Consider the following 6594-nt stretch of genomic DNA (forward strand, 5'->3'; position numbering starts at 1 on the left):
CATGCGACTTCCAGCCTGGCTGGCCCAGCACCTCGCGGCGCTCCGTGCGCTGCTCGTCATGACCGTCCTGCTCGGACTGGCCTACCCGCTGCTGATGGTGGCGATCGGCCGGATACCCGGCCTCGCGCACAAGACGGGCGGGTCACTGGTCACCGTCGCCGACCAGACCGTCGGCAGCAGCCTGATCGGGCAGGCCTTCACCGACAAGGACGGCAACCCGATCCCGAAGTACTTCCAGAGCCGGCCGTCGGCGGCGGGCGACGGCTACGACCCGACGGCCTCCTCGGCCAGCAACCTCGGCCCGGAGAGCGTCGTCGACACCATCGCCACCACCGCCGACGACTCCAAGCCGAGCCTGCTCACCCAGGTCTGCTCCCGCAGCCTGGCGATCGGCAAGCTCGAGGGCGTCGACGGCAGCCGCCCCTACTGCACCCCGGACGGGGTCGGTGCGGTCCTGGCGGTCTGGCGCCGGGACGGCCTGACCGGTCCCGTGACCCGGGTCGTCTCGGTCAACCAGACCGGAACCCCGTTCGTGGCCGTCTACGACGGCGTGCCGGTGCAGCCGGCCCGGGCCGGACACGACTACGTCGCCGAGGGCGGCATCATCACGCCGATCCGCGGTAGCGCACCGGCCACGCCGGCCGTGCCCGCCGACGCGGTCACCGCCGGCGGCAGCGGCCTCGACCCCGACATCAGCCCCGCCTATGCCGGCCTGCAGGCCCCGCGGGTCGCGCGTGAGCGGGGGCTGCCCCTTTCCCGAGTGCAGACTCTGATCGAGAAGTACACCGACGGCCGGTCCCTCGGTTTCATGGGCGAGCCCGGCGTCAACGTCCTGGAACTCAACCTCGCCCTGGACGGCAGCAGATAGCCGACTGTGGACAACGGCCGAGAATTGTCGGTCCCGTGCGCTTGACTGCTCCCCACCCAGTGCCGGGGTGGGGGGTGGCTTGCGGAGGGCCACCGCGCTGAAAAACGATCAAAAGGCGGAGTACCAGATGGCACGCGGTGAACTTCGGATCTACCTGGGCGCCGCCCCGGGCGTCGGCAAGACGTACGCCATGCTCGAAGAGGCGCACCGTCGCGCCGAGCGCGGCACCGACGTGGTTGTCGCCTTCGTCGAGACCCACGGCCGCAAACACACCGCTGCCATGCTCGCCGACCTCGAGGTCGTCCCGCGCCGCTCGATGACCTACCGCGGCATCGGCTTCGAGGAGATGGACCTCGACGCGGTCCTCGCCCGCAGACCCGAACTGGCCGTGGTCGACGAGTTCGCCCACACCGACGTGCCCGGATCGCGCCACGCCAAGCGCTGGCAGGACGTATCGGAACTGCTCGACGCCGGCATCAGCGTGCTCACCACCGTCAACGTGCAGCACCTGGAGTCGCTCAACGACGTCGTCGCCCAGATCACCGGCATCGAGCAGCGCGAAACCGTGCCCGATGCCGTGGTCCGGGCGGCGGAGCAGGTCGAACTGGTCGACATGACGCCGGAGGCGCTGCGCCGGCGCATGGCCCACGGCAACATCTACCAGCCCGAGAAGATCGACGCCGCGCTCGGCAACTACTTCCGGACCGGCAACCTCACCGCGCTGCGCGAGCTGGCTCTGCTCTGGTTGGCCGACAAGGTCGACGACCAGCTGGAGAAGTACCGGGCCGCTCACGGCATCGACCAGACCTGGGAGACCCGCGAGCGGATCGTGGTCGCGCTGACCGGCGGCCCCGAGGGCAGCACCCTGATCCGGCGGGCCGCGCGGATAGCCGCCCGCAACAAGGGCTCGGACCTGCTCGCCGTACACGTCACGCGCAACGACGGCCTGGCCGGCGCCGACCCGGCCGAGCTGGCCCGGCAGAGGGTCCTGGTCGAAAGCCTCGGCGGCACCTACCACCAGGTGGTCGGCGCCGACGTTCCCCGGGCCCTGCTCGAGTTCGCGCGGGCGGTCAACGCGACCCAGATCGTGCTCGGCGCCTCCAGCCGCGGCCGGCTCGCCCAACTGCTCTCGGCCGGGGTCGGGGTCACGACCACCGCCCTGTCGGGCCCGATCGACGTGCACCTGGTCAGTCACGAACGCGCCGGACAAGGACGACGGCGCTCCCGGCTCCCGGCGGCCCTGTCCCGGACCCGGCGCATCGCCGGTTTCCTGACCGTCATCGCCGGTCTTCCGCTGCTGACCGCGCTGCTCAAGCTCGGCCCGGCGCTCACACTGACCAACGACATCCTGCTCTTCCTCGCCGCCGTCGTCGGTGTCGCCCTGATCGGCGGTCTGTGGCCCGCCCTGCTCGCCGCGGTCGCCGGATCGCTGCTGCTCAACTACTACTTCACGCCGCCGACCGGCCGGTTCACCATCGCCGAGACCGACAACCTGCTCGCCCTGGCCATCTTCGTCATCGTGGCGCTGGCGGTCAGCTGGGTGGTCGACACCGCCGCGCGCAAGACCCGGCAGGCCGCCCAGGCCTCGGCCGACGCGCAGACCCTGGCCACCGTCGCCGGCGGGGTGCTGCGCGGCGAACGGCCCCTGATCGCGATGCTCGACCGGCTGCGCGAGACCTTCGCCCTCGACTCGGTGACGCTGCTCGACGGCGACACCGTCGTCGCTCAGGTCGGCCATCCCGCGTGCACCCGGCAATCGGAGGCCGACGTGGCCGTCAACGTCGACCACGACGTGGTGGTTCTGCTCAAGGGACGCACCCTGGAGGCCTCCGACCGCCGCATCGTCGAGGCGTTCGCCGCCCAGGCCGCCCTGGCATTGCGCCAGGAGCGGCTGGCCGCCGAGGCGGCCGCGGCCAAGCCGCTGGCCGAGGCGGACAAGATGAGGACGGCGCTGCTCGCGGCGGTCAGCCACGATTTGCGTACGCCGTTGGCGAGCGCGAAAGCGGCGGTCGCCGGACTGCTCAGCGACGAGGTCCACTTCGATCCGGACGACCAGCGGGAGCTGCTGGAGACCGCCGACGAGTCGCTGGACCGGCTCGACAAGCTGGTCGCCAACCTGCTCGACATGAGCCGCCTGCAGGCCGGGACCCTCGGCGTCACGGCCATCGACGTCGGTGCCGAGGAGGTCCTCCCGCGCGCCCTCGACGACCTCGGCGCCGAGGGACGCACCGTCCGCCTGGTGCTGCCCGACGAACTGCCCGCCGTACACACCGACCCCGGACTACTCGAACGGGTGCTGGTCAACCTCGCCGGCAACGCGCTGCGCTACAGCCCGGCCGACCGTCCACCGGTCATCACCGCCAGCCGGCACGGCGACACCCTCGAACTGCGCGTCATCGATCACGGTCCCGGCATCCCCCGTGACCGGTGGGACGACGTCTTCCTGCCCTTCCAGCGCCTCGGCGACCGCGACAACCACACCGGCGTCGGCCTCGGCCTCGCCCTGTCACGCGGCCTCACCGAGGCGATGGGCGGCACCCTCACACCCGAAGAAACCCCCGGAGGCGGTCTCACCATGATTCTCGCCCTGCCGGTCGGCGCCGCGGCGTGACCGCGCCAATACCTGGCCCGGCTACGCCGCAAACTGGAAACCGACCCGGCCCACCCGCGGCACCCGCTCACCGAACCCGGCCTGGTTCCAGGTGTTGCGGATGCCGTCCGGACGTCTGATTGCCGCCTGTTGCCGATGACCGGTCATCGAGAGTCTTGACAACACCATGGCCGCGGTGCTCGACTCGGCGCCACCGCCCGCGGAGCCGCGTACGCGAAGGGAGCCGGACGAATGACGAGAAGTCCGCGCCATCCGAAGAGGACCTTTCTGCCCTTGCGTTTGATGAGTGCTTCGCGCCGATGAGCTCCTGGATGCGCCGACGCGATCACAACATCTTCGCCAACGCGAGTGCGTTGCTGATCTGCGGCTTGCTGGCCGGCATTGTCGTCGCCGCCGCGGTGTTCCCGGCCGCCGCCATGTCCGGGCTGGCCGCCAAGGCGGGCGGCACGCAGTTCCAGAAGCTGCCCAGTGAGCTCAGGGCCTACAGCTCGCCCCAGATCACCCGCATCTACGCCGCGGACGGCAAAACCCAGATCTCGCAGTTCTACGACGAGTTCCGCAGCGACGTCCCACTGAAGGACATCTCCGCCAACATGCAGGCCGCGATGGTGGCCGCCGAGGACCGCGAGTTCTACCACCACAACGGTGTCGACCTGAAGGGCATCGCCCGGGCTTTCGTCAGCAACAACAACGGCAACTCGAAGCAGGGCGCGTCCACGATCACGATGCAGCTCGTGCGGTTGACGCTGACGCAGTCGGCCACCAGCTCACGTGAGGTCGTGGCGGCGAGCGCGGACACCCCGAAACGCAAGATCACCGAGATGAAGTACGCGCTGCAGGTGGAAAAGGAGCTGACCAAGTCGCAGATCCTGGAGCGCTATCTCAACATCGTGCCGTTCGGCAATCAGACGTACGGCGTCTTCGCCGCCAGTCAGGTCTACTTCAACAAGAAGCCCAAGGACCTCACGATCGGCCAGGCCGCGATGCTGGCCGGCATGGTCAAGGCCCCGAGCGGCTTCGACCCGACCACCCCGTCGGGTTACAAGCAGATCAAGGACCGTCGTAACAACTACGTGATCCCGGGAATGGTGTTGTCGGGTGCCATCACCCAGGCGCAGGCCGACAAGGCGCTCAAGGAGCCGATCCCCAAGACGGTCACTTCGGTCGGCAACGGCTGTGTCTCGGTGGCGAAGAACAACTGGGGCTTCTTCTGCGACTACTTCTACCGGTGGTGGATGAGCCAACCGCAGTTCGGCGCCACGTCGTACGACCGGGAGCGCCGCTTGAAAAGCGGTGGCTATCGGGTGGTCACCTCGATGGATGTCACCGCGCAGGACTCGGCGCGCAAGGAGATCACCGACGAGATCAAGGACACCAACAAGAACGCGATCCTGATCGCCGCGGTCGAGCCCGGCACCGGCCGGGTTCGAGCGCTGGCGGCCAACCGGAGATACAAGCTCGACAGCCGGGCCCATCCGCAGAACAAGATTTCGTCCGACCCGGCCAAGGCCCGGCACCACGTGCGCGGCTCCTATCCGAACACCACCAATCCGCTGATCACCGGCGGTGGAGACATCGACGGCTATCAGGCCGGCTCGGTGTTCAAGATCTTCACCATGGTGGCCGCCCTCGAGCACGGCTATCCGCTCAGTTACCCGATCAACGCCCCGCAGCAGGCCAAGACCCACTACATCATCCAGGCCGGTAGCGACTCGGCCTGCCCCGGCACGCACTTCTGGTGCCCGACCAACTCGGATCCCGGCGAGGCCGGCCGGTACAACATGTGGACCGGGTTCGGGCGCTCGGTGAACACCTTCTTCGTGCCGCTGGAGGAGAAGGTCGGCGCGCAGAACGCGGTGGCGGTGGCGAAGAGATTCGGCATCCAGTTCCGCTCGTCGCAGGACGCCCGCTACGCGGACGACCCCGCCTCGGCCGAGCAGTGGAGCGCCTTCACGCTCGGCGTGTCGGCCTCCACTCCGCTCGACGTGGCCAACGCGTACGCGACATTGGCCGGCGACGGCATGTACTGCTCGCCGACGCCGATCTCGCAGATCACCACCCGGGACAACGAGAAGCTCGACATCGGCAAGCCGTCCTGCATCCGGGCGACCAGCACCGACGTGGCCCGGGCGGCGCTCGACGCGGCCCGCTGCCCGGTCGGCGACTCCTCCCAGCTCGGCAGTTGCGGTGGCTACCACACGGCCGGTGACGTACGGGGCACGGTCGAGCATCCGGTCTTCGGCAAGACCGGCACGACCGACAAGAGCAAGACCGCCGCGTTGATCGCCGGTACGACGTCGCTGGTCGTCGCCGGCTACATGGTCAACCCCGACTACCAGAACCACTCCGACCACATGTCCCACCCGATGGTCAACACGGCGGTGATGGACACGCTGCGCGACTTCATGAAGGGCAAACCCAAGGTCCAGTTCAAGGTCCCGGGCAGCCGGAAGATCGCCGAGGGCGATCAGCGGTCGATCCCGGACATCACCTGCCAGCCGATCGGCGCGGCCCGGTCCGAGGTCGAGAACGCCGGCTTCGACGTCTCGATCGGCGATCCGGTCGATTCCGACTGCCCGGCCGGCACGGCCGCCGGCACCGACCCGAGCGGCCGGACCATCAAGGGCGGCGGCGTGACGATCCAGCCGAGCAGCGGCCGGGCGAACAAGCCCGTCCCGGGCCGGCGGGGCCCACCGGTCCGCGGCGGCCCGATCCGCACCGGCCGTTGACTGCCCGCCTGACGCAGCGGTGCGGCCGCACGCCGGAGCCGGCGGCGCCGTCGAAGTCGCCGCTCCGGCCGGCGTGGACCCGCCCGGCGGCGAAGAATCCGGCCTGGCACCACAACATCCGGCACCACCGGCGGTGACCGTCGAGTTCGGCACGGACCGGTACCGCGCGATGGCAGCCGCCCCGGACGGCGACGAGTACGAGAAGCTGTGGGCCGAGGTGGTGGAGCAGGCACCCGGCTGCCGGATCCCGGTCGTGGTGCTGCGCCGGCTCGACGCCGAGTCTCGGGTGCCGCGGGCGCTGGTCAGCGGCGGCGGCACCGTGCGGATCGCCCGCGCGCTGAACGTCAGCCCGGCCACCGCGTCCGGGCACGTCACCGCCCGCCCTG

Annotated in this window: 4 protein-coding genes and 1 pseudogene; 4 read left to right on the forward strand and 1 reads right to left on the reverse strand. The window is 69.9% G+C overall.

Annotated elements, in window-relative coordinates; all coding sequences use genetic code 11:
- The first annotated feature begins 1 nt into the window (after nucleotide 1).
- Nucleotides 2–868 (forward strand): potassium-transporting ATPase subunit C, encoded by an 867-nt coding sequence (locus tag AB0M88_RS14485; protein WP_364100798.1) that lies wholly within the window; start codon nucleotides 2–4, stop codon nucleotides 866–868.
- A gap of 127 nt (nucleotides 869–995) precedes the next feature.
- Nucleotides 996–3479 (forward strand): DUF4118 domain-containing protein, encoded by a 2484-nt coding sequence (locus tag AB0M88_RS14490; RefSeq protein WP_364100801.1) that lies wholly within the window; start codon nucleotides 996–998, stop codon nucleotides 3477–3479.
- 21 nt (nucleotides 3480–3500) lie between these two features.
- Here AB0M88_RS14490 and AB0M88_RS14495 read toward each other — a convergent pair whose 3' ends face one another.
- The gene (locus AB0M88_RS14495) at nucleotides 3501–3731 is read right to left on the reverse strand and encodes a hypothetical protein (protein WP_364100804.1); all 231 of its coding nucleotides are present in this window, start codon (nucleotides 3729–3731) and stop codon (nucleotides 3501–3503) included.
- Nucleotides 3732–3790: 59 nt separating this feature from the next.
- On the opposite strand from AB0M88_RS14495, the gene AB0M88_RS14500 reads away from it, so the two are divergent.
- Nucleotides 3791–6208, forward strand: coding sequence for a transglycosylase domain-containing protein (locus tag AB0M88_RS14500; protein ID WP_364100806.1), 2418 nt, complete (start codon nucleotides 3791–3793; stop codon nucleotides 6206–6208).
- A gap of 133 nt (nucleotides 6209–6341) precedes the next feature.
- Nucleotides 6342–6594: pseudogene (locus AB0M88_RS14505) on the forward strand (hypothetical protein); the annotation flags it as partial.

Origin of the sequence: Actinoplanes sp. NPDC051411 (genome assembly GCF_040682075.1) — a bacterium.
GTDB lineage: Bacteria > Actinomycetota > Actinomycetes > Mycobacteriales > Micromonosporaceae > Actinoplanes.